Below are 22252 nucleotides of genomic sequence, written 5' to 3'. Positions count from 1 at the left end.
GCCTCTCTTAGGCGCTGAAAACTTAACCAACAGAGTAGAAGAAATCCATCGCCACGTTGGTTAATTGAGTCCGCTCTGATGTAGAAACGCGGAGAGCCGCAGTAGAGTGGCTGTTAGTGTGTTTTCTCGCTGGAGTGAATTCTGCCGAGGCTAGCCGTCAAACAGTTCTTCAACTACATACCTCTCATCGGCGATCGACCGTTTTCCGCAACTCTACACAAGAGCGTATCTGATTAACCAACAAATGTATGGCGCTACACGCTTTGTTGGTTAACACGGTCGCTTATGTCCTACGAGCCACCGACGCCGCCGGCGGATCTCTCGACAGATACCGTCGATACGCTCAACGACTACTCCCCAGACCAGCTCCAACACGTCGCGCGCTACGCCGAGGAACTGGCGGAGCACAAGGCTCGTGAGGCGCGCCTCGAGGAGGAATCAGGTGACAACGAGAAAGACAAGCGACCAGACGACCTCCCGGCCGACGTTCCTGCTAAAGCAGCGATCACGATCAAGGAGATCAACGACAATCGCTACTACTACTGGCAGTGGAGAGATGGCGAAAAAATCCGTTCTCAATATAAAGGGCCCGTCAGCTCAGACGAATAGCAGACTCAGAGGGGTTGTTTAGCGGTGGCATGTACAATCTAGCACGTACACATCGATAGAGGTGTGTATCCAGTCAACAGACACTCGTACACATCGATAGAGGGGTGTCGGCTAGGCATCGAACTGGCTGCAGGTCATTGGAAGGATAGCTAATCCTACTCAGTCGTGTTAACATTAGACACCTATAATTCGACTGTTCAAGCCTTCTAAACGCACATCACACATCGATAAAGGGGTGTGGACGAGGAATGGTCAATAAATGCATTTGGTGGAAAATGTGAATTTTCAGTAATTGTGATTTGCTACCAGACGGGTTGTACACATCGATAGAGGGGTGTCTCGTAAACCCAGAGTTTACTATTCCATTGTCAACTGGAGTTACGTCTGGTTTCTGATTTGTGCTTTGACGACAGAATTAACCTCGCCTTCGGATACAGCTTCAATACGGGAATCCTCTCGAAGCGTCTCGAGAATTGTTTCTGGACGTTCACCAAACCGGAATTCGAGAAACATCCCAGAGCTGGGGCCATGGCTCCGCCGTTCAAAGTCAACAAGCGAGTACGTTGTGAGCTCTTTCATCTTGTTGACGTAGGTTTCTTGATGATACTGATCAGCACCGATTGCGTCGGTGAGATACTGATACACCCGATACCCCGTTGTACTCCGCGCTGTCCCATCTATCGTTTGGGATGCGACCGCCGCCGTGGCATAGAGACACAGTTTCTTCTGTGTACTGATACCGCGAACAACCTCCAACACACGATTCTTTTCGACCTTTGCCTGGGCGGCCCGGACGTGTTCTTCGCGCACGCGAGCATCCCCTTCTCGTTCAGCGAGTTCGCCAGCGACTCGCATGAGATCGATCGCTTTCCGCGCATCACCGTGTGTTTGCGCTGCGAACGCTGCTGCAAGTGGGATCACGTCATCATCGAGGACATCGTCGTGAAATGCGTCGTGGCGTCGACGAAGAATAGACTTGAGCTGATCCGCATCGTAGTCGTCAAAGTGGACGTCTTCCGGTGTGAATGAGCTCACTGCGCGGCTCCCCACAGCCTCCATCATCTTCGTGTCGTTTGAGATAGCAACGACAGAGATGTACGCGTCAAGTTCGTCGTTCGCCCCCGCTCGAGAAAGCTGATACAGCAGTCGTGAAAATGCGGGTTCTTGTTTATCGCGCCGTCCGACAAGCATGTCGAGCTCATCAAGGACGAACACGACCGAATCGAAATGCGTGTTGACGATGCGGAAGAGCTCATCCCACTTTTCTTTCGTTGCAACTCCGTGTTTCGGCACTTGGACCTCGATACCGGCTTCATCAGCAGCCTGTTGTGCGAGTTCATACACGGCAACACCGAGTGTGTCGAGATCTTGGCAGTTGACTTCGATCGTGCCGAACCGTATATCTCGAGACACACAGATCCGGCTGATGTTGTTACAGACGGCTTTCGTGATGAGCGATTTTCCCGTTCCAGACGGACCGTACAGAAACAGATTCGGTGGTCGGTTGTCACCGAGCGCGACGCGAAGCATCTTCGTTACTTCTTGGAGCTGTGCGTCACGGCCCACAATACGGTCTTCTTCAACCACATAGTTCGGGTCGAGCAGTGACCGATCACGGATAAGTCCCTGCTGCTCGTCGAACTCTAACAGCATATCCTCAATCGATTGCGACGAATGTTCAGAAGAATCACCGGCTGATCGATCCTCGCTCGCTTCTTGGGACGGTGATGAAGATGCTGGCGTTTCCGCTGTGGCGTCTGAGAGGTTGGTTTGGCCCGCCGTCTCATCCTCCAGCAATCCCGGATCGGGATCGTCGGAGTCGTCTGTACCCATGCCCCAGACGATATTGGCTAGTAACAAAAAGGTTGGCACCTCTATCGAAGTGTGATTAACCGTTTTAGGCGCTTCTACCGTTTGATTAGGTCCATGTCTGCTCTCACAGCCAAAGCACGTCCTGCGGCGTGTAACGATGTGTTCTCCCACGGGCACCGACAGACACACCCCTCTATCGATGTGTTCGGCGTCCTCGAGCGGGGAGTGATCTACACGAATGTCTGAGCGAGCGTCCACAAAGACTCGGTAGTAAGACGCTAGCAACGCACGATTTGACTTCTCCAAACTTCTAAGCCAGTCGTTTTGTGGCCATTTCCATCTCTTCTTCTTTCTTATTTCTTCTTTCTTATTAACACAACACACACACCCCTCTATCGATGTGTTCGATGTGTTCAGACAAGACGCATTTTGTCGCCTTCATCCTGACAAATATCTAATTGGCGTATCTGCTCTATTGTCGCCGTATCAGGCCTCTACGCCGGTATTTACTCAATATCCGAAATCCGATCGTATTCGAACCGATGGCAGAACCGGCTACACCTGTCTGGAACACATCGATAGAGGGGTGTATGTCTTCGACCCTCGAGTAAGAGACGAATGAGTTCCACCACTTGCTCAGAAGCAGGTTTCGTCTGCAGCATCACGTTAGATGCAATACATTAAGAACACATCGATAGAGGGGTGTCCGATTTACAATCCTTGGAACTCGTTCTACTTTGTTCTCTACTTCAGCTGTATTATCTGACTTCGCTCGTCGACAACGGCCCGAGGATGTGACGCGTCAGGTGATAGGGTTATAAGCGCATACCCCCGTCTTTAGGCGGGGGTCAAGCGGACAATAGCGTACATTTCCGCTGACGACGCCACGGCTGGATCTCTCACCAATTCACCGCCAGTATTAACCTCCGCGACCACATAGTGTGTATCACGGATGAAGACCACACGGCACGCGACCTACAACCTCAACTACCACATAGTGTGGGTGCCGAAGTACCGCAACTCGGTACTCAAAGGCGAGGTCGCAGACCGTGTGCGAACCATCCTCCACGAAATAGCTGACGACAAGGGCCTCAAAATACTCGACCTCACCGTTCAACCCGATCACGTCCACCTATTCGTCAGTAGCCCACCCAAACACGCACCATCCCTTCTCGCTAACTGGTTCAAAGGTATCAGCTCTCGGAAGTACAACCACCGCTACGCCGACCACGACGGCGAGAAAATCGGATGGGCGAGAGGCTACTACGCAGGGACAGCAGGGCAGGTATCGAGCGAGACGGTCAAGAACTACATCCAGCGTCACGAGGAAGACGGGTCGTGACTGAACTCACGAAGACGCTGGAACTGAAACTGGTTCAGCCGAACGCACACAAGCGGCGGAAACTCCGTGAGACGCGCGAGGCGTACCAGCGGGCGCTTCACGACGCCTTTGACGCTGGCTGTACCACGCAAACCGAAGCGAACGACGTGGTGGTCAGTTACGACCTGACCGGATACGCGAAGAACGCGCTCAAGAAGTACGTCCCGCAACTCACAACGACGTACAACGCGGGAGAGCTTCACGACGACCACCCTGTTCGGTTCACCAACGAAGGACTACGGCTTGACCACAAGTCCGAGAACGCGATCGAGTGGTACGTCAAAATCCCGCACCACGAGGACTACCACCTCTGGATGCCAGCACAACCGAACCCCGAACAGCGAGACTGGTTGGAAGCGTTGAACGCGGGAGATGCGGAAATGGGCGAGAGTCGGCTGTTCGAGCGGGGCGGAACGTGGTATCTCCACGTCACCGCCACCCGCGACGTGGAGGGAGGTTCCGAGGTGTCCGGCGAAGAACGGACACCCATCGGTGTCGATATTGGGGAAGCGTCACTCGTCACGGTGTGTCACCGCGACGACCACGGTTCTCCGACCGCTCCTGAACTATGGGCCGACGAAGGGAAGTCGGTTCGTCAGCTCCGGAAGACCTACTTTACCGCCACGAAACGGCTCCAGACGCGCGGAAGCGAACGTATCGCGGAGTCCTTCGGGAACGACCTGTGGAACCAGATAGACGATGTATTCCATCGCGTCACCCGCGAAGTCGTGGAGTATGCTGAGTCCGTCGAGAATCCCGTTCTCGTTCTAGAAGACCTGACGTACATCCGGGAGTCGATGGACTACGGCGTGTATATGAACCGCCGTCTCCACGGCTGGGGGTTCGCCAAACTCCACGCGCAGATACGCTACAAGGCCGTCGAAAAAGGGATTCCTGTCGAGACGGTGAATCCGCGCAACACGTCGAAGGAGTGCCATGCGTGCGGTGAGGTGGGGTATCGTCCGAAGCAGGCAACTTTCACCTGTACGAACGACGCTTGCTGGATGGGCGAGTACCAAGCGGACGTGAACGGCGCGATAAACATCGCAGACCGCTACCTCAGCGGAGAGAGTCGGTCCAGAGAATACGAGACCGACGATGACTCGGCTGAGGATGGGGCGCGTTTGACCGCGCCACAAGACAGCCAAGCCGATGCTGAGACCCAGCAGGCGACGCTTGGAACGTATGCGTCTTGAAACCGTAGGGTTGGGCGAACGCTCAGCCTGAAATCCCGTGGTGGGATTCCCGCGTCTTCAGGCGCGGGAGGAGGTCAATAGCTACATCCGCTCTTACGCACCCTGTCCATCGTTCCCGTTTCACTGGCCCAGCGCGGCGTTCGATCTCGGTTATAAGCACTCTGAAGTCGAACGCCTCATTCCCTAACTCAACGCGACCCGATTTGGGTCGGGTCTTTTGATGGGCGAAAGGGAAAGCACACGATATGACCGCTGATCCAGCGGCTGTCGGGGAGACGCCACTGCTAGAACTCGATATCGATGTCTCCCCAACCGTGTACGCAAAAGTCGAGTGGTTCAACCAGATTGGGGCCGGGTACGGTGGTGGCTCGATCAAGACTCGTATCGGGAAGGCCATGGTCGACGCGGCGGTCGCGGCGCCCGAACCGGTCGCGGACCGGACGCTCCTTGAGGCATCGAGCGGCAACACCGGGACCGCAGTTGCTCGATTCGGTGCGGAACGGGGGTTCGATGTCGAGATCGTCGTTCCCGACGATGCTGGCGCTGGGAAGATCGCGGCGATCGAGGCCGCCGGTGCCGAGACGACGTTCGTCGACAGCGATCGGGGCTATGACGCCTACGTCGAGGACTGTCGAGATCTGGTCCGCGAAGCACCCGACGCGTATTGCTACTTGAACCAGTACGAGAACGCTGCGAATCCGGCGGTCCACGCGGCAACGACCGGCGTCGAGATCTGGGACCAGACAGACGGCGCCGTGACACACTTCGTGGCTGGTGCCGGAACCGGCGGTACGCTCGTCGGTGTCAGCAACGCACTCGATGACCGCGGCGTCGACGTCTACGGGTTCGAGCCGGCGACCGACGAACACGACATCGCGGGGTTGAAACACAGTCACTCGACCGACCACTACGTGCCGGGAACCTACGAGCCGGCGGCCGTCGAGACGTTGTCCTTTCTTCCCACTGACCGTGCGTACGAGTACGCCCGCTGGTTACACGCTCGCTACGCCGACCGATCCCCCATCATCGCCGATCCCGGACAATGGGATCGACAGTTCGTCCGCGAGCATCTCCGAGTCGACGGTGAGCTCCTCGTCGGTCCGTCGAGCGGGGCCTGTGTGGCGATGGTCGACCGGCTGGCGTCGATGGGCGTCCTCGACAGCGAGGACGTGGTCGTCATCCCGTTCCCGGACAGGGGTGACCGGTATCCCGAACGGAATCTGCGCGGGGCGTCCAGCGAGACCCATTCGGCGACGAAGTCGACACCAGCGGCTTCGTCGGCACGGCCCAACAGCGGGTGAATGGTCCCGAGCGGGCGGCGAACTGGCTGGTACTCGTGGGACGGCGCGGTCGGTTCCAGCGTTGCCATCACGCTCAGGACGAATGAGCAGTTCGTCCTCGGCGTCGAGACCGGCCATCGGTTTTACTGACCCCAGCCGAACTCGTCTGAAGAACGCCCCCTAATTCGTCACAGATCGCCCCTGCGCTGAGCCGACTCACTCGACTGACCGCGGTTCGAGGTGATCGCTGAACCACGCCGCCGCCTCGACGACGCTGGTCAGTGGTTCCGGAGCCAAGACACGACGAAGGACACGACCAGCAGGGAACCGCCGAGCGCCGCCGGGAGCGGCGACGAGAGGCGTTCGAGGTCACGTGGACCGTCGACGGCGTGGGCGTACCTGTTTACCGACTGGACGGCACGGTCGATCTCCGCGGGATTGCGAACGGATCCGCGTGAGTCGAGTTGTGACATCGATTACCCCTCCCGGCGCGTGGGGTACTTGTGGTCCGGGTCCGCGAGACACTCCGTTTCCGCGAGGATCGTCTCGACGTGCTCGGAACGGGGCTTCTCGTGGTCGACGGGGACGGTGTCGTCTAGTTGCTGTCGGACAAGAGCCCGATTGTCCGCGAAACGCTTGTTGGGCGCTCGGGCACCTCTGTGCGGAAGACGCGGTCCCACCGTTGCAAGACCGAGCACGCTCTGACGACAACGCCGATGTCCGCACGAGGGCATCGTGGGCGCTCGCCGAGATTAACGGGTGACCTTACGAGTTCACGCGGTGGCCACCCGTTTGACATCCTCCACGAGCTGTTCGATGTCCGTCTTCGGGCCACGTGGATACGCGCGCTCGACGATCCCCTGCTTGTTTGCGAGAAGAATCAATCCGTAGTGCGGGAACTGGTACTCAAGATTGTCGTACTGATCGGCCGGCGCCTTCTCGATCAGGAGCCCAAAGTTCTCGTCTAACAGTTCCTGTCCCCGTTCGTAGCTGTCCGGGCGAAGAAAGTGCCAGTTGCCCGCATCGAGGTTCACTCCCTGCTGGTTCGCGTATTCACGAAGCACAGCAGCCGTGTCACGCTCGGGGTCGAACGTAAGAGCGAGGAACGAGATGTCGTCGCCGTATCCGTCTTCGGCGGCAGCCTCCTGTGCGCGACGGAGTCTGAGAATCAGCGCCGGACACACTCCATCCGGGCAGTTCGTGTAGAACGATGTCCACACAACGGCTTGTTCCCCCTCGTACTCCTCGATCGATACTGTCTCATCGGTAATCGGATCCGGAGCAGTGAACGCTGGCATTTCATCACCGTAACTCGGATGAGCGGCCTCACTCAAGTCCTGGTCGGGAGGATTGAGGACGGTCTTTTTGGACCCACCGGAACCAAGTGCGCCCATACAACCCGCGGTTCCAACGGTCGCTCCAAGCGCCCCGACTGAGCTACAAAAGCGTCGACGATCCATACCTCATGATACCGATTTTGATCGCTTGAAGTATCTGGTGCGGTTCTCGAACGCGCGCGGGAGCGGACGCCGTCTGTCGAGGATCGCACCAGACGACACAAGCCGGGGAGCAACGAACTCCACGTATGATCGAGTCGCTCCTCCGACTTGATGTCGCACTGTTCGTTCTCATCGGCGTGTTCGGTGGCGCACACTGCATCGGGATGTGCGGTCCGCTCGTGACGATGTACTCGAAGCAGATGACGCCGCATCCAGACGGTGGCACAACGACCGTCGGCGACGGACGGTCGGGGCATCTCACGACCTACGAGGTCCGACAACACGTCCTGTTCAACGTCGGGCGGGCGACGACGTATGCCGCTCTTGGAGCACTCTTCGGTGCGCTCGGGAGCGTCGTGTTCGTTACCGCCGATCAGCTGACGCCGATCGCCGATGTCTTGCGAGGGACTGTCGGCCTCGCGGTCGGCGGGTTCATCGTGCTGACTGGGGTTCGGTACGTGATCGGCGGCAGCGGCGGCGATATTCGAATCCCTGGCGTTCAACGCGTCACGTCGTGGCTCGCAGCGCGAGTCCATCGCCACGTGAACAGCCCGAGTATCGTCGGCCTCGGCGCCGTTCACGCGTTCCTGCCGTGTCCAATGCTGTATCCCGCGTACCTGTTTGCCTTTGCGAGCGGCTCCCCGACGACCGGCGCGATCGCCCTCGGTGCGCTCGGCCTCGGCACGATTCCGGCCGTCTTCCTCTATGGGACCATCATCCAGTCGATCGATGTTGCGCACCGGCGTCGCATCCACCGGCTGCTCGGCGTCGTGTTCGTCGTACTGGGGTACATGCTCTTCGCGCACGGACTGATGGCGCTCGGCGTCCACCTCCCCCACCCGATGCTCCCGCACTATCAGCCACTCGGCGGCATGGGCCACTGACGCGTTCAGCGAAACGCCTGCCTCAGTTGAAACTCCATTCTTCGGACAGGTTCTCACCTGAAAAACAGCCGGTCGCTGAGCGGTTCGAATAGGCCGCTGTCGGTCCTTTCCGATCTCGCTGCCATTCAGAAGGGCGTGCTGAATACAGTGCGCACAGTCAGCAACGTCCCCATCACTGTTTCAATCGACGCTGAGATTTATGACCATTCTCGATGTAGTGTGTCGTATGGTCGCTCTCTTGGCACGAAGCCGCTCCTCCACTCCCGCTGCAGCGCTCAGCGGTATTCTCGTTGGTCTCGCCGTGGTCTCTCTGTACTTCGGTGCCGGCTTACTCATCGCAGGCTGGAGCGTTAGTGAGTTCCTCGCTCATCTCTCGATCGACGCTCTCGGGTATCTTCTGGCCATGATTGCCCTCGCCATCGCCTTCGTCGGACTCCCCATCGCCATCTTCCTCCGGTTTGACCTACTCACACCTCTCGTGGTTCTCGTGGTCGTGATTCTCGGGTGGCTCACCGTCGGTGCCGTACAGGGTATCCTCTCACTCCAGACAATTTTCGGCCTCGCCCTCTACGCAGTTTACCTTTCGCCAATCCCTCTCGTTCTCTACGCCATCCTTGGCGGGGGCGAGTATCTATTCCGAATCAGGACAAACGGTCGGTAGGGTCCATCTGAACTCGGTTCAGTATACACTCTCTGTATCCCGCACGGCACTACTCACAGACTATGGGAATCTCATCGTCTGGGACTGTTATCTGAGTCTTCTGTACTGAGTGATTCGTGGGCCTCCTGCAGTGACCGCAACCGGGTCATGACTGTCTCCTTAAGAAGATTTCAACAGCGCCTCCTCGTCTGCACACTCCCCCACCAGAAGGGCTAACTATTGAGTTTGAGTATCCCGACCCATGGCCCTCCATGCAGTCGAAAACGTTGAGGAAGCGTTCGACGTTACCCGGGAGTTTCTGACTCCCGTTACCGTGCGTCGCTGGCTGAAGCTTGCGATCGTTGTGTTTTTCGTTGGGAGCGGCGTGAGTTTCCCGACGGCACAGTCCAACACGTCGACGCCGCCGGGAGACGTCTCTCCCGGTGAGATCCCGTTCAATCTCCCGGTCGACGCGGTAACGCTTGCTGTCGCGGTCGTCGCCGTCGGACTCCTCTTCGTCGGGATATTCGCGTTGATCGGAGCGATCATGGAGTTCGTGCTGATCGAGTCGCTTCGCACCGGTGAGGTGTCGCTCCGACGCTACTGGCGTCAGCGTTGGCGGCAGGGGCTCCGCCTGTTCGGGTTCCGACTCGCAATCGGGCTCCCGATGATCGCGCTGTTCGCCGGCTGGCTTGCACTGCTCATCGTTCCGATCCTGACCGGACGCGATCCCACAATCCCCGCCACGGCGTTCCTTGTCGGGATCCCGGTGGTGTTTCTCATCGGCGTCGTGTACGCGTTAGTGTCGGGGCTCACGACCGTGTTCGTCGTGCCGCTTATGATTCAGGCAGACTCGGGTGTCCTTGCGGCATGGCGTCGCCTCTGGCGGTCGATCAAGACCGCGTGGAAACAGTATCTGGCGTACATCGTGATCGCATTCCTGCTGACGATCGCGGCCGGGATCATCACCGCGATCGTGGTCGGGGTCGTCGCAATCGTCCTTCTCATCCCTGTCCTCATCGCGGCCGCGATCACGCACGTGACGGTCTCGTTGACGTCGACGGTCGGGGTTGTCGTCATCGTTGCACTCGCGATTCTGTTCGGACTGTCCATGCTCGTTGTCGGGACGCTCTCACAGGTTCCCGTCGTGACGTATTTTCGGTACTATGCGTTGCTCGTGCTCGGCGATATCGAGGAGTCGTTCGACATCCTCGGCGATCGACGACCGTCGATAGAAGACCCGTGAACGATCCCCCTACGTGTGAGTTGGCCACTACCGTGCCGTGACGATGTCCACCTCACCTCGGATTACTGTTTAACGGCTCTGTTGAAATACCATTCTTCAGACATAAGTTGGAATGAAACAGCCAGTCGATGAGAGCTGCGAATCACTCGCCTTGGGGCGCATTCTCGATCGCCTCTCCAGCAAGACCGTATATCAGACCAACAAGACCGATAAGGAGTCCGAGATGGAGTGAACCAGGTGAGGCATACATATCAGGGGAGAGCATCGCAATCCCTCGGTGTACGGTCAGGAGTACCGCAAACACCTCGATGAGGACTGCTTTCTGGAGGGACATCCATCCGGATTCAGCGCTTGTTTTAAGTAAATCTCACGGTAGATAAGTTCCCTGTACTGACCACCTCCAGTCAGAATATATCATTTCCTGAGGATTTCAACAGAGCCTGTTTAACAGAACTGCGACGCCTGTGACTGATATGGACACCCCAAGGAGGATTAAACCGAGGTACGCAACAGCTAGTCAACTACCCCACCCTAAGCGCCTTCGGCGCTTTGAGGGTGGGGCTTGTCCGTGGACTCGGCGTCAAACCCTTCCGGATGGGCGGTAAATCCGCCACTCGGCGTCACAGTTCCAGACTTTAGGGCAAGTTGACTGTTGCCCGTCCGCCGAGACGACTGTTGGCCCCGACGAACATACCGCATCCCGATGTTCTTCGCTGCGTTGTAGTCCGCGTTCGCTTCTGACTCGCACTTCACACATCGGAAGTCGGTGCGAGTCGGGCGATTCTCGTCAGCCGTAAATCCGCACTCGGCGCACCGCTTCGATGTGTACGCCGAACCCACTTGCTTCACCGAGATACCTTCCACTTCGGCCTTATACTCCACCTGTTCGTACAGCGTTCGGAACGCCCACTTGTGACCCCACGACGTTCCCGTCCGGTCGCGGATATGGGTTAAGTCCTCGAACGCTATCACGTCGCACTCGTATCGGAGTGCTTCATCCACAATCGCGTTGGACGCTTGGTGGAGTACGTCACGGATGTATCGAAGCTCGCGGGCACTCGACTGTTCGAGTGTCCGATGGGCGCTTCGCGTCCCGGTCTGTTGGAGTCCGGCGCGTACCTTCTCAAACTCGCGGAGGTCGTGTGTTAACTCTCGCCCGCTGACAAAGGAGGCGGTGCTTGTGACGGCGAGGTTTTCGATACCGAGGTCAACCCCGAGGACCGTTCCGTCCTCGGCGGTGTTCCGCTCGGTGTCGGTTTTGGGTCGGCGGAAGCCGATATGCAAGAAGTAGTCGCCATCACGGGCGGTGAGCGTACTTTCGGTGACGCTCCACGTGTCCGAGTCGAGGTACTGCCGTTGGTAGCCATCGTCAGCGTCGGGCAGAGCAAGTTCACACCGGACACGACTCTCCGTGGTGGAGAGAGAAACTGTGCCGTCGTCGAACAGCGTCATGGTCCGAGTGTCGTACTTCACCGTGGGTGCGGTGAACGTGGGCTTGCTGACTTTCTTGCCTTTAGATCGGCGTTCGATACAGCTGGTAATGGCTTGTGCGGCTTGGTGGATGGCGAGAATCGCGTGCTGACTACCGAGGTCGGTGTGTTCGCGCACGTCGTCGTAGGCGAGGGGCTGAACGTCGCTTTTTGTGTTACAGTTGCCCCACGCCATGTCCGTGGCGATTTGGCAACCACGCTTCCACTCGGAGATAGTTACCTCAAGCAACTCCCGTTGCTCACCGTCTACCGAGAGGCGGGTGATTGCCGTCCGACGCACGTAGTCGTCTGCCACACATTCAATGTAAGTAGTAGGCTGGTTATAAGCTGGTGTTTGTGTCCTATACAAACGCGCTCCTCCCCTCCCTACTCACTCGCTTCGCTCGTTCCTTGAGGGAGGGGACTCCGCGCTACCGCATCAGTTGAATCCATGTCTTGGATAGCTGAGTGATACTCGTTGGCCGTATGTAGGAACAGTAACAGAGTGCCTCCGAAACTAACAAGAAGTTCGACGACGTTACTCGATATTCCTATCTTTGTCATGCCGTCGCCTCATTTGTATCGCTTCAAAGTAATTTTCGATCGGCAGTTCACACGTTTGAGACGCCTGCGGGCGCGGGCAACGCCACCTATTCTTCGAGAGAGCTGCGAATCGCTCGAATCTCGTCACGAATTTGCTGCCACTGCGTCAGATCTCCGGGGATAACGGAGTCACGCTGACCGTCCCCACCGATACCATCGCTGTTCGATGCTGTTCGATCGACGAGTGCTCGGATTGCACGAGGGTCTTCGATCGCCTGGAACGAGAGGTCGTCCCCACCAGCGATTTCGAACGTAACTGAGCCGTATCCGAAGATCGACCCCGTGATGTCCTGCCCGAAAGAGCTGTTCTGGACGGTTTCGAGGTTTGCTTGTGTGACAGACCGGGTCAAAACGCCGCGTTTCACGTAGAGTGCTTGGTCCGTTATCACGTACTGTACGCCTTGGAGAGCGAAGTACTTCCAGATCGGGATCGCCACTCCGAGTGGAACGACTGTGAGGAAGAGCGGAGTCTCCCTAGTAACACTGACGACGATTGCGGAGCTGAGGAGGAGTGCCCCAATCACGACTGCCGGAAGGATGGTCGTGAGTCGCGGGCGGCCGGACCATTCGACCGATTCGCTGGTGCCGAGTGGGATAGCCGGGTCGATCGAATCCGTCATGGACGGCTACCGCTCATCAGTCGACTCTTGGTCGGCAGTAGCGTTCTCGGCTCTCGGGTCGCTACTCACGACTTCACTACGGCTGGTGGTTTCTTCATCAGCCGATTGCTCGTCCGCCGCATTGCCGGTGTTTGACATCGTGTCTGCTGTGTTTGTTGTAGCCCCCTGTTGTGCTTCGAGAGTAGCGCGGATATCTCTGAGTTCGACGAGGATCTCGTCAAGTACGTCCCCCTTCGTTTCACCCGATTCCGTCGTCGGGTCACCACGACTGCCCTTCACACGTTTGTTGATGAGCTCTTGAATCTCGCGCGGTTCGGGGACTGACCGGAACTGCATCTCGATGCCGGAGCCCCCAGCGGTCGAGATGTCGACGTTTCCGTAGCCGAACCGAGAGCCAAAGAATCCCTGGCTGTAGGAGGTGTTTTGAACCTTCCCGAAATCGATGCGTTGGACGTCACGTGACAGGACTCCCCTCTTCTTGTATAGCCCGTCGGTCGTCACGACGAACTGAGTATTCTCGCGCTGGAGATAGGCCCCGGCAATGATGAATAATCCAATGAGAATGAGAGAGAGGGGCAATCCGACGACAAGCGCTGGGATCAAACTGCTCTCGTGGGGTTTCCCGGACCAGACGATCTCCTCATCTTCGTCGAGGGTTAACCAGTCGGCAGTTTCGGGGTCGATCGTAGATGACGCAGCCATACGAGGCACTTTGTCAGATGGCTGTATTAAAATCCCGACACGCTAAGTGCGATTTTGCAGGTCAGGCGTCCGTGACTCGACTCGTCTGTAGCTGAGGAGGTCGTGACGAGCATCCAGCGCACGTGGTGACGACTCCGATATGGGATGGCGTAGTACAACAACAGAGCTTCAACTGAAGCGGTAGTGCGGAGTCCCCTTCCTCAACGCACGAGCGAAGCGGGTGAGGGGGGAAGCGCGTTCGGATACCTCGGGAGACCGATACGGCGAGAAACCCACTCGCCCTCAGAATAGCGACTCCAACTCCCCGTCACTATCCAACAATTCCGCAAAGCGGTCCTCGCTCTCGTCAGTGATCTCCCCGCGATTCTGTTGCGCTTCGATCGCGACCTGCTGGAGCTCTTTCACCCGTGGAACGTTCGTCACACCGCCGAGCAACACGAGCGCTGCGACCGTCCCGCTCCCGCGGCGTGGATAGTCACCACCGCGGACTTCCATCGATCCGGTCTGTTCTTCGAGCCACTTGCGGCCGTGTTCGATCCCCTTCCGGTTGAGAAGCTCCGGCGGACCGGCGACGACGAGCAGCGCCCGCTCCGTCCCGCTCACCTCACAAGGCAACGTGAGTCGACCGAGCGTCGCCTTTCGGACGAGACTCGTGATTCGGTTCGTGGCCGCTGTGCTGTCGATCTCGGCGTCCGAGTCCCCGCGGAGTCGCGAGAGTAACCCCGCCCGCTCCGGTTCGTCAACCGCGGCGTCCGCATACCCCAGCGTGGAGATGCCGCCGCCTTTGAGCGTATTGATGATCTCCGAGGAGTCGACGACACTCTCAGCGATATCGCTTCCCTCCGTTACCTCGCCGGCACTGAAGAGCACGCCAAACCGGTTGACGAGCTCTTCGTTAATCGCGTCAAATCCGTCTTCGACCGATTCGCCCGATCGACGCCACGCGTCGTTGTCAAACAGCATGAGGTTGTCCACCTCATCGACGAACGTCTTGAGCGACCGGGCGGCGTTCAGCGTGTAGATCCCGCCTTCATCGCTCCCGGGGAGAATCCCCAACCCGTACACGGGCTCGGTGTAGATCCGTTTGAGGTTCTTGGCGATGACGGGCGCCCCTCCCGACCCCGTTCCACCGCCGAGCCCTGCAACGACGAGGAACGCGTCGATCTCGTGGACCGGTACCGAGTCGAGCGCTCCGTGGATCTCGCCGATGTCCTCGTCGGCAACCTCCGCGCCGAGTTCGTTATCGGCGCCAACGCCATGCCCTTTCACTCGCGACTGCCCGATCAGGATCCGACGATCGTTCGAGAGCCGATCGATTCCTTGGAGATCCGCTTTCGCCGTGTTGACGGCGAGAGCCCCACGGACGATGTCCGCACCGGTTCGCGCGTCGTAGGCGAGGAACTCGTCGACCACCTTCCCACCTGCCTGTCCGACTCCGATCAATGCGAGTTTCATGTGAACACACCACGTGTTGATACGCGGGTCGGGGTGATAAAGGGTGGAAGTCCAATAGCGGTGTCGAGTCACACCATCAAGAACCAGCTGTAGGGCCGCTCCAAACCGTCGCTGCGATGTGCTCCTCCGTATTCCGCTGTTTTTATATAATTTGGATGAAATCCCTTGATCGTATGGCCCTCCAACTCAGCCATGCGGTTAGCGACGGTATTCGGCGTACACTCACTCGAACTGGGGGAATCCTCTTTCTTGGGTTCCTGGTAATTCAGCTCGGGATTCAAACAGCGGTCAACAGCGCTGTACTCGGGTATCTCCCACCCGAAGCCGCAGCACAGTTCAGTAGCAACGCGGGCCTCACGCTTCCGATATCTGGAAGGGTCGGACTCGTTCTCTTCGGTGTCCTCACCGTCCTGAGCTCGGCGTACTTTGTGATCCTTTCACGAACGTTTGCCCAGCCACTCAGCGAGGCATCCACGTTCCCCGCCACGTCGACGCAGCGACTCGGACGCGCAACGGCGACCGCATTCGTCGGTGGGGTCATCGTGAGTGTCACGGTGCTGATCGGCTTCGTGTTGCTGTTCTTCCCTGGGCTGTTCTTCGCCGCCTCGTTCTTGTTCTTCATTTTCGCAGTTGCCGTCGAAGATCGTGGACTTATCAGTAGCCTCAAGCGGAGTTGGGGCCTCGCCCGCGGGTCCCGGCTCAAGCTCAGCGTCCTCGTCGTTGTCTCTGGCCTGTTCGGCGGTGGCATCGGCGCCGTGTCACCGCTGCTGGATCTCGCCGGCGTGCCGGTCGTCGCTGACATCGCAACGATCGTCCTCACGACAGTGTTTTTCCTTCCGTACTACGCGATCATCGCGTCAGCGTATCTCCAACTACGGGACGGGCACGACACTCTGGATGGATCGACACCGAATCCCGTCGATGCCTCGCAGACGCAGAAACTCTAGCTGACGCAGAATTGACGGGGATGGCGTGCTGAATACAGAGTGTGTCTTCGTCCGGGTGGGCGGTCACGGCTGCTGTTCGAAACCCCGTGAATTTTCAGGTCGTCTCCATCTTTCTAGCATTATGGTCCGTCTGACCCGCCGGAAGACCCTCCAAACAGGCGGAAGCGTGATCGTAGCTGGCCTCGCAGGGTGTAGTGCCTTCGACCGTGACGCTTCCCCCGCGCTAACGCTTGGCGAGATCGAAGTGGCGAACCGCGACTTCCGGCCCCACACCGTATCGGTAGCAATACTCGATGACGAAGAGCCGGTGTACTGGGCGGAGATGGACATCTCGGCAGCTGAACCGGAAACGGACGATTCCTCGAGCGTGGCGACGGCTGGCGATGGCTCTTTCGAGGGGTTCCCAGCCGAGGTCGGGCAGTCCCTGCTCTATGCGTGGCGCGATAACCAATCGACTTCGAAGTGGGAGATGCTCGACTTCGGCGAGGTAGACGCATCATGCATCGGACTGGAAATCCAGATCGGAGACATCGAACAGTCCCGCACCGGTGACGTATCCATCTGGTATACGACGGATCCCCACGCCTGCGAGAACGCTGACAATCGCGATTGACGGATGTAACCTCAGTATTCAGCAAAACGCCTCAAAAATATAAGTACCTATATGTTTCAACAGAGCCCCCCTCTCCGCCGCTCTAACCGATTAGTTAAGCCGAAATCAATTCCGGTGTGGAAAATTTGATCAATCCGATACACAGTCCCGCTTTTCAGCAGGGGGACCGCTGACGAATTCGTGCTGTGTATTCAGTGTGATATCCCAATCAATCCTATGGGTTCGAGACTTTTCATACTGGATCGGCTGTTTGTCAGAACTACGCACAGAAACTCACAGAAGCCATATAAATGAGTAGTACAGTCCTGTGAATATGGCTCGTTCTGCAGTCCGCACCGCCGTCTGTCTACTAACCGGAATCTGTATAGGGTTTATACAGACTAGAAGGCGAATACACCCGTCTTTAGGCGGGTGATGAAGCCGACATGGTGGGAAGCAATCCACTAGCCGAACGTCTGAACCGAGTTTCACATACCGAGGTTTAATTGACAGGCCACTCTATGCGAAGGTAGGAATTGGTCGGAACGGAGCGGATTCCGAACCGTCCTTCGGAGGCGGCCTGTCCGCCCACGTAACGAGGCAGTATCCGAAAGATCAGTCGGTGAACGCCACATTCTTGAAGGGTGTGTCTCTGCCGACTGCTCAAAGCTCGCACTGCGATACCCCCAACTCCGCTGATGCCTGCCAGCGTCCCTGTGGCAAAAACAACACTGGGACGCCGTACACGGTCGAGGATAGGGGTAACGGCGGCTTGGCACCGCCAGCAGTCCACCACATCGACGCTGTGGGACTATCCGTGCCCGAAAGGTGTGGTAGTCCGGTGATTGGACTGTAAACCTGAAACTCCCACCGCTCGGGATTCCTCCGCGTGAACGCGGAGGAGGATGTCAATATCGGCCCTCTGTTTGTGCCTGACCCTACAGGAGTTTTCGCCGCTGTCTTGACAATCATTGTTGCAGTATCTGTTAGTCTATTTCTCTACCGCTCTGACTGGCTGCGTGGACAGAAGTTGATTGCGCAGTAGGACGCCTAGATTTAATGTTAGTGGCTCTGTTGAAATCCTATTCTTCAGATATATTCTCTCCTGAAACAGGAGTCGCTGAAGAGGGCGAATTGAATGACCATGCCACCGACATCTATATCGGTATGAAAAAAGTATGAATAGAAATGTCCGAATACAAACGGAAAGTCGGAGATCGGGGGCAGGTGACGATTCCGAAGGAACTGCGGGAACGTCATGGCATCGAAGGGGGTGACGAAGTTGAATTCGTCGAAGTGAATGATGAGCTCATAATCAAACCGCCGACAGATGAGGAACGGCTTGCTGAAGGATACCGAAAGAGAGCCGAGCGGTCTCGTGAGTTGACCGAAGAAATGAAAGAAGCATCCTCAGAAGCAACCGGGCATCTCGGTGACGCACCCGGCTGGAGCGAGTGAATTCTGGAGTCAAGTGTGCAGGTACGCCGCGGCGACATTGTCATCGTTGAACTGTATCCCACGAAAGGGAGTGAGCAGCAAGGAAAGGGCCGGCCTTGTGTTGTCATCCAGAATGATGTTGGGAATCAGTACTCACCGGCAACTATCATTGCTCCATTCACAACGCAGTACACGTCTGGAGACACGTACCCGTTCGAGGTGGAAGTACTAGCTTCGGATAGTGCCCTCGATCACGACTCAGTGGCAGATCTAAGTCAAGTCCGGGTTGTCGACATCGACGAACGTGTGAAAAAGAACATTGGATCTGTCCCGTCATCAGACATGGTGAAGATCGACTCGGCAATCAAAGATAGCCTCGGTATTTGAGATTCGATCGTACCCTCGTTTTATATTGGGCTCTCGCGGTTACATTGGGTATGGCCCTCCTCGAGCCCTTCCGAGAAGCCCCAAGCCTCGCACGTGAGCAACCGATACTGTCCGCCCCAATAACGATCGGTGGCATTTTCCAAACTTCACCGTTTGCGAGACTCGCTCTGGTGATCTCTCCCGCGGAGACATGTGAGGAATCGTCCCACTCTGATACAACGATGGCCGACCGTTGTCCCAATCGGTTCGACTTCTCACACTTCTCCCAATAATGCTGTACACGGCCGCCGGGATCGGCTTCATCGCTTTCGGTCTCGCGATCGGCTGGTACGGAATCCGGTCACTCGTGAGGGTTCCGAACATCCTCCGTACCAACGTTCAAGCCCCCAGCGAGGTGACGGACAGCGGATCCTTCGTCGTGTGCTGCGGCGTTGCAAGCGAATCGGGCGACATCCTTACGGCTCCGTTTACGGAATCTCGGTGTCTCGGGTTCGAGTTTGAGGTCACCGAACGGCAACCGTTCGGAATCGCGGTTCCGTGGTTTCAGGCCTATCTCGACGATGGCGTGGCGACGCGCCCGTTCACCCTCGACGGTCCGAGTGGGACTCTTGATGTCGTCCCGTCCGCTAAACGGTTCGCACTCGATACGGAATCGACGATCATCACTGTCCGTGCCAATGAAACGCCACCCGAGCGTATCCAACGGTTCGTTGACGTACGAGACGAGCTCAACCCCGTCGCGAGATGGATGCGAATTGTTCCGGGACTCGGCACGCGGCGATACGTCGAACGACGGATCGATCCTGGTGAGGAGTATCTCATTGCAGGCCGCACAGAACACCAACAGAACGAGACCATGCTTACCGGCGATCTCACCATTACCGACCGCTCTCCGAGGCAGTTCGCACTTACACGCCTCTGGAAGGCGTCAGTTCCGATGGTGATCGCGCTGATTTTCGTCGTTGTCGGGCTCGGAGGTATCGCCCTATGAAAGACCACAGTACCAAACCAACTACTCCACCCTTACGATGACACCAGACACAGACGCCATCGAGACGCGAAGCCTGACGAAACGATTTGGGACTAAAAGTGCTGTCGACGGGCTTGATCTCACCGTTGATCACGGTACAGTGTACGGCTTTCTCGGACCGAACGGCGCTGGAAAGACAACCACGATGCGGATGTTGACATCACTGACGCAGCCGACCGACGGTGAAGCGTGGATCGACGGAAACCCTGTCTCGGATCGGGATGCGATCCGGGCATCGATCGGCTACCTTCCCGAGGAACCCCCGGTCTTTGATGAACTCACCGGCCGTGAACAGCTCGAATATTTCGGTCGGCTTCGCGACCTTCCAGCCGAAGAGATGGACACTCGGATTACAGACTGGTTCGACCGGTTCGATCTCACCGACGACGCCGACAAGCGGATCGACGACTACTCCAAGGGGATGCGTCAGAAGGTCGGTCTGATTCAGGCGTTGTTACACCAACCCGATCTCGTATTTCTCGACGAGCCGACCAGCGGGTTGGACCCGCGAGCGGCCCGGACCGTCCTCGATGTCATTGATGAATTGACCGACGATGGCCATACGGTGTTCCTTTCGACGCATATTCTCTCGGTCGTTGAGGAGCTCGCGGATGTGGTTGGCGTCCTCTACGAAGGTGACCTCGTTACCGAGGGGTCCCCCGCGGAACTGACCGCACGGATGGAATCGGAGGCGGGGACGACACTGGAGGATGTATTCCTCTCGGTCACCGCCGAACGTGGGCCGGCCGCCACCGAATCACAGGACGGACGGTTCGAAGACAGATGACACGGGCGAACCGTCCACGACTCATCGCTAGGGCTGAACTACGCCGTCGGTGGCGGACGATGAAAGCGAACACGACGCAGCTGTTGGCGATGGCGTTCGTGGTCGTTATGCTGCTTCCGTTCTCAATCGGCGGGGTGTTCGGAGCGTACCTTGCCGGAGGGTTCGTCGCCGGGAGCGAAACCGAACCGCTCATCGAATGGGTTCGGATGGCGTTTGTTTACGGGTGGATTTTCGTCGTCGGATTCGGTGGATATCGTGCCTACGCAGTCGCGCTTCGTCCCGACAATCTCGACGGCTTATTGACGACGGTGTCACACCGGGCGGTGATCGGCGGCCTCGTCCTCACCGAGCTCGTGCTTTGGTCTGCGTTCTTCCTCACGGTTGGGAGCGCCGCCACAGTCGCGTTTGCCGTCGGTGCCGGCTCACTACTCACTATCCCTGCCCTGTTGCTCACACTGTTTCTCCTTCTCATCACCGGGATTCCGGCCGGGTTCATCCTCGCGCTGGGGATACGCAACGCCGGCGTTCGATCGCAACTGCTCAGCCGGCTCCGAGCGCTGTTTCTCATCCTCCTCGGGATCGGGTACTTCGCGGTAATATTCACGAACGCGTTCGCGTCGGTGCTTGAACCGATCTATCGCGTGCTCGCACCGACGCCGATCGACTGGTTTGGCGATCTGGCCGCGATGGGACTCAGTATCGGAGCGTCACCGATCCGAGCGATCGGCGCAATACTATTCACGGCTGTATTCGTCGCCACAGCGGTCGTATCGCTGTTTCGACTCGCGGAGTGGCTCTGGTACGCCGACGGGGTTCACATCTCTCATGAGGTTGAGCGGTCGGCCGACAGCTCCGCTTGGTTCGGCGGCCTCTCACGAGTGCTCTCACAACCGGTTTTCAGCGTTGTCGCAGTCGATTGGAAACGCGCCCGCCGGTCGCCGCTCTCGCTGTCTTTCGCGTTGTACCCGCTGATCGTCCTTGCCGGACCAATCGTCACTGCTGTCCAGACTGGTGAGATTGGAACGAGCCTCCCACTGTGGGTACTACTTAGTGGGACCTGGATCGCTGGATCGTTGTTCGCGCTTAACGTGGTCGGTCAAGAAGGTGCGGCATTGCCCATCACCCTGCTCTCAGAATCGCCTGAACGCTCGCTGGTCACCGGACACGTTGTCTCCGGTGCTCTCCTGATCGCGCCGGTGACCGTCGTGGCGACCGTAACCACAGGGCTTCTGAGTCCGCATTCGGTACCGGTCGTCGCGAGCCTTGGCGTGTCGGCACTCGTCCTGTCGGTCGTGTCGGGTGCGATTGCGACTGGGATCGGCGTCGGGTTCCCCCGCTTTGAGGCCGTGAGCGTCTCTCGGAGCAGCAAGGCGATTGTTCCGAGCATCTTCGCCTTCGTGATCTATTCAGTCGTGGTGCTTATGATTGCACTCCCGGCTGTTATCGCCCATTCTAGTATTGCCGGGCATGCGATTGCCTCGTTTGTTGATGTTGAGCGATTTGTGGTCGGTTTCAGTGGGACGGTCGCTTCGGCCACACTCGCGTGTCTCGCCGGGGCCACTTCGATGTATGTTGCACGATATCGCGTGAGCAAGTATCACATGAATTAACCGTTCTGGCAACCCTGATTATCCTCACGGCCTCGCGATCAACGAAGAACTGGAGGGGTATTGCGA

Annotated in this window: 23 protein-coding genes; 15 read left to right on the top strand and 8 right to left on the bottom strand. The window is 57.8% G+C overall.

Translation table 11 applies throughout. The features are described from left to right. Positions 1 to 285: 285 nt before the first annotated feature. Positions 286 to 609, top strand: a complete 324-nt coding sequence (locus ACT4MF_RS13185; RefSeq protein ID WP_444682951.1) for a DUF6788 family protein — start codon at positions 286 to 288, stop codon at positions 607 to 609. Between the two features lie 378 nt (positions 610 to 987). Here the strand turns inward: ACT4MF_RS13185 and ACT4MF_RS13180 are convergent, their stop codons facing one another. After that, positions 988 to 2442, bottom strand: coding sequence for an orc1/cdc6 family replication initiation protein (locus tag ACT4MF_RS13180; protein WP_444682950.1), 1455 nt, complete (start codon positions 2440 to 2442; stop codon positions 988 to 990). 931 nt (positions 2443 to 3373) lie between these two features. On the opposite strand from ACT4MF_RS13180, the gene tnpA reads away from it, so the two are divergent. From tnpA to ACT4MF_RS13165, 3 genes are all read left to right on the top strand, one after another. Continuing rightward, positions 3374 to 3763, top strand: a complete 390-nt coding sequence (tnpA, locus tag ACT4MF_RS13175; RefSeq protein WP_444682949.1) for an IS200/IS605 family transposase — start codon at positions 3374 to 3376, stop codon at positions 3761 to 3763. Further along, on the top strand, positions 3760 to 4998 hold the full coding sequence (locus ACT4MF_RS13170; protein WP_444682948.1) for an RNA-guided endonuclease InsQ/TnpB family protein: 1239 nt from the start codon (positions 3760 to 3762) through the stop codon (positions 4996 to 4998). The genes tnpA and ACT4MF_RS13170 overlap by 4 nt, the downstream gene beginning before the upstream one ends. Positions 4999 to 5243: 245 nt before the next feature. Then, on the top strand, positions 5244 to 6299 hold the full coding sequence (locus ACT4MF_RS13165; RefSeq protein WP_444682947.1) for a PLP-dependent cysteine synthase family protein: 1056 nt from the start codon (positions 5244 to 5246) through the stop codon (positions 6297 to 6299). Between the two features lie 257 nt (positions 6300 to 6556). Here ACT4MF_RS13165 and ACT4MF_RS13160 read toward each other — a convergent pair whose 3' ends face one another. After that, positions 6557 to 6751 (bottom strand): hypothetical protein, encoded by a 195-nt coding sequence (locus tag ACT4MF_RS13160; protein ID WP_444682946.1) that lies wholly within the window; start codon positions 6749 to 6751, stop codon positions 6557 to 6559. Here ACT4MF_RS13160 and ACT4MF_RS13155 point away from each other — a divergent pair. Continuing rightward, positions 6733 to 7041, top strand: a complete 309-nt coding sequence (locus ACT4MF_RS13155; protein WP_444682945.1) for a HEAT repeat domain-containing protein — start codon at positions 6733 to 6735, stop codon at positions 7039 to 7041. The two genes, ACT4MF_RS13160 and ACT4MF_RS13155, sit on opposite strands and share 19 nt — an antisense overlap. A gap of 10 nt (positions 7042 to 7051) precedes the next feature. Here ACT4MF_RS13155 and ACT4MF_RS13150 read toward each other — a convergent pair whose 3' ends face one another. Then, positions 7052 to 7738, bottom strand: coding sequence for an SCO family protein (locus ACT4MF_RS13150; RefSeq protein ID WP_444682944.1), 687 nt, complete (start codon positions 7736 to 7738; stop codon positions 7052 to 7054). Positions 7739 to 7863: 125 nt separating this feature from the next. Here ACT4MF_RS13150 and ACT4MF_RS13145 point away from each other — a divergent pair, with 125 nt between their 5' ends. The 3 genes from ACT4MF_RS13145 (at position 7864) to ACT4MF_RS13135 (ending at position 10547) form a co-directional block, all read left to right on the top strand. Then, positions 7864 to 8661, top strand: a complete 798-nt coding sequence (locus ACT4MF_RS13145) for a sulfite exporter TauE/SafE family protein (RefSeq protein WP_444682943.1) — start codon at positions 7864 to 7866, stop codon at positions 8659 to 8661. A 226-nt stretch (positions 8662 to 8887) separates the two neighbouring features. Continuing rightward, entirely contained in the window at positions 8888 to 9322 is a 435-nt protein-coding gene (locus ACT4MF_RS13140; RefSeq protein ID WP_444682942.1) for a hypothetical protein, read from the top strand. Positions 9323 to 9563: 241 nt separating this feature from the next. Beyond that, positions 9564 to 10547, top strand: a complete 984-nt coding sequence (locus ACT4MF_RS13135) for a DUF7544 domain-containing protein (RefSeq protein WP_444682941.1) — start codon at positions 9564 to 9566, stop codon at positions 10545 to 10547. A gap of 142 nt (positions 10548 to 10689) precedes the next feature. Here ACT4MF_RS13135 and ACT4MF_RS13130 read toward each other — a convergent pair whose 3' ends face one another. The 5 genes from ACT4MF_RS13130 to ACT4MF_RS13110 form a co-directional block, all read right to left on the bottom strand. Continuing rightward, positions 10690 to 10881, bottom strand: a complete 192-nt coding sequence (locus ACT4MF_RS13130) for a hypothetical protein (protein ID WP_444682836.1) — start codon at positions 10879 to 10881, stop codon at positions 10690 to 10692. A 197-nt stretch (positions 10882 to 11078) separates the two neighbouring features. Continuing rightward, positions 11079 to 12332 (bottom strand): RNA-guided endonuclease InsQ/TnpB family protein, encoded by a 1254-nt coding sequence (locus ACT4MF_RS13125; protein ID WP_444682940.1) that lies wholly within the window; start codon positions 12330 to 12332, stop codon positions 11079 to 11081. A 334-nt stretch (positions 12333 to 12666) separates the two neighbouring features. After that, positions 12667 to 13239 (bottom strand): PH domain-containing protein, encoded by a 573-nt coding sequence (locus ACT4MF_RS13120; RefSeq protein ID WP_099255846.1) that lies wholly within the window; start codon positions 13237 to 13239, stop codon positions 12667 to 12669. Between the two features lie 6 nt (positions 13240 to 13245). Beyond that, positions 13246 to 13941 carry a PH domain-containing protein gene (locus ACT4MF_RS13115; RefSeq protein ID WP_444682939.1) on the bottom strand — a complete coding sequence of 232 codons (696 nt, stop codon included), beginning with the start codon at positions 13939 to 13941 and terminating at the stop codon, positions 13246 to 13248. A 282-nt stretch (positions 13942 to 14223) separates the two neighbouring features. Beyond that, positions 14224 to 15396 carry a tubulin/FtsZ family protein gene (locus tag ACT4MF_RS13110; RefSeq protein ID WP_099255844.1) on the bottom strand — a complete coding sequence of 391 codons (1173 nt, stop codon included), beginning with the start codon at positions 15394 to 15396 and terminating at the stop codon, positions 14224 to 14226. A 173-nt stretch (positions 15397 to 15569) separates the two neighbouring features. Here ACT4MF_RS13110 and ACT4MF_RS13105 point away from each other — a divergent pair, with 173 nt between their 5' ends. From ACT4MF_RS13105 to ACT4MF_RS13075, 7 genes are all read left to right on the top strand, one after another. Next, positions 15570 to 16343, top strand: a complete 774-nt coding sequence (locus tag ACT4MF_RS13105; RefSeq protein WP_099255849.1) for a DUF7847 domain-containing protein — start codon at positions 15570 to 15572, stop codon at positions 16341 to 16343. 121 nt (positions 16344 to 16464) lie between these two features. Then, entirely contained in the window at positions 16465 to 16956 is a 492-nt protein-coding gene (locus ACT4MF_RS13100) for a hypothetical protein (protein ID WP_444682938.1), read from the top strand. 1167 nt (positions 16957 to 18123) lie between these two features. After that, positions 18124 to 18393, top strand: coding sequence for an AbrB/MazE/SpoVT family DNA-binding domain-containing protein (locus tag ACT4MF_RS13095; protein WP_444682937.1), 270 nt, complete (start codon positions 18124 to 18126; stop codon positions 18391 to 18393). Positions 18394 to 18408: 15 nt separating this feature from the next. Continuing rightward, positions 18409 to 18759: a type II toxin-antitoxin system PemK/MazF family toxin gene (locus ACT4MF_RS13090; RefSeq protein WP_444682936.1), complete on the top strand. Its 351-nt coding sequence runs from the start codon at positions 18409 to 18411 to the stop codon at positions 18757 to 18759. A gap of 271 nt (positions 18760 to 19030) precedes the next feature. Beyond that, positions 19031 to 19750, top strand: coding sequence for a hypothetical protein (locus tag ACT4MF_RS13085; RefSeq protein ID WP_444682935.1), 720 nt, complete (start codon positions 19031 to 19033; stop codon positions 19748 to 19750). Between the two features lie 37 nt (positions 19751 to 19787). Further along, a complete protein-coding gene (locus tag ACT4MF_RS13080) occupies positions 19788 to 20576 on the top strand; it encodes an ABC transporter ATP-binding protein (protein ID WP_444682978.1) in 789 nt (262 codons plus the stop codon). A 59-nt stretch (positions 20577 to 20635) separates the two neighbouring features. Next, a complete protein-coding gene (locus ACT4MF_RS13075; protein ID WP_444682934.1) occupies positions 20636 to 22186 on the top strand; it encodes a hypothetical protein in 1551 nt (516 codons plus the stop codon). Positions 22187 to 22252 lie beyond the last annotated feature (66 nt).

Origin of the sequence: Halorubrum sp. FL23 (assembly GCF_052439115.2) — an archaeon.
Lineage (GTDB): Archaea > Halobacteriota > Halobacteria > Halobacteriales > Haloferacaceae > Halorubrum > Halorubrum persicum.
This window is presented reverse-complemented; position numbering and strand designations above follow the sequence as displayed.